Here is a 1,252-nt window from a genome sequence, read left to right as displayed (position 1 = left end):
CGCTTGATTTCGGCAGGGATTGTTTTATTGATAGGTATACGGTTTCTATCATTTGGTTGCTTTAACTTTGGCGCTAATACGCAAGCAGATAAAAGATTCATGATTAAAATTATAGAAATGATATTTTTCATTTTAATGCTACTTTTCACAATTATTTATATATAACAATTTTTGTCATTATTGCAACTTTGAATATAAAGTAAAGTGCATAATTTGTGTTTATTTTACTTTTTTAATTTTATAATTGATTTTATTCACGGAAAAATTCAGCTACAGTGCAAATATTTTTGACTTTGAGATTGGAATATTGGGGTTATTTTGTCCTATAGATGCTAAAAAGGTGGATGTTAACGGGATTTATTGCTTCCTATACCATCTAATCTCCATAGATGTCCAAATGTAATACCTTTTGCTAGCGCATTGGCAATATTTGACAGTTTGAGTAACAGCATAATGGATATAATGGACAGGATAAGAGCCCCTCCAAACGTGCCTCCTATATTTTGCTGATTATTGAGCGACATATCACCTAAATAGTTTGCAAAGACATTCATCATTAGATTAAATAGGGTGGCTAAGAATACAAAGAGGATTGTATAGCTTAAAACTTGTGCTATCCATTGTTCGAAGAAGCGATAGGTTGGCTGCCAGAGTAGAGCAATAATAAATATTGGTCCCCATCCTACGAGAAGTGAAAGTGCGATTTTTGTTATTAGGATGAGACCACCACCGATAGCGACTACGAGGCTTGTTGCTAGCAAGATGAGGATACCTAAGAGACTGTAAAGAAACCCATTGGCATCGAAGAAGACAGTTTCTTCGAAAAGGCTGCTTGCATATTGAAATCCTTTGCCTGCTGCTTCATCGAGTAAACTCATTAATTGTTGATCAGTGAGTGGATTTTTTATGAGCGCTTTTGATAAATCATGAGGCATTTGAGTTATCAAATTTGTGATTTCTGGCTGATACAGTCCTGCGGTAAGAGCTATTGAAGTAATAATGCTTATTCGTATGAAACGGTTTACAAATCCGGAGAGAGGCATATCTATAGCACCGCGAATGATGAGCCATCCATAGATGATGAAAGCGATTGTGATCCCGATTGAGATGAAAGGCGTAATTGTAGCTATTGCTTTTGAGGAAATATCCGTGACATAGGTTTTTGTTATATTCTCAATTTGATTGAAAAGTTGCGTGAACATAGTGAAGTTCATAGCATTCCTCTTTAACAAAACTTCAATTTCTAATTTCT

At 35.1% G+C, this 1,252-nt stretch carries 2 protein-coding genes; both read right to left on the bottom strand.

Translation table 11 applies throughout. The features are described from left to right. Positions 1 to 131 (bottom strand): TrwH protein (locus tag CER18_RS10335; protein ID WP_100129746.1); only part of this gene is annotated, 131 nt, incomplete at its 3' end. A 216-nt stretch (positions 132 to 347) separates the two neighbouring features. Further along, positions 348 to 1,214 carry a type IV secretion system protein gene (locus tag CER18_RS09690; protein ID WP_100129745.1) on the bottom strand — a complete coding sequence of 289 codons (867 nt, stop codon included), beginning with the start codon at positions 1,212 to 1,214 and terminating at the stop codon, positions 348 to 350. Positions 1,215 to 1,252 lie beyond the last annotated feature (38 nt).

The sequence above is a fragment of the Bartonella tribocorum genome (assembly GCF_002777915.1).
Lineage (GTDB): Bacteria > Pseudomonadota > Alphaproteobacteria > Rhizobiales > Rhizobiaceae > Bartonella > Bartonella tribocorum_A.
Note: the sequence above shows the minus strand (reverse complement) of the source record. Positions and strands in the feature narration are given on the sequence as shown.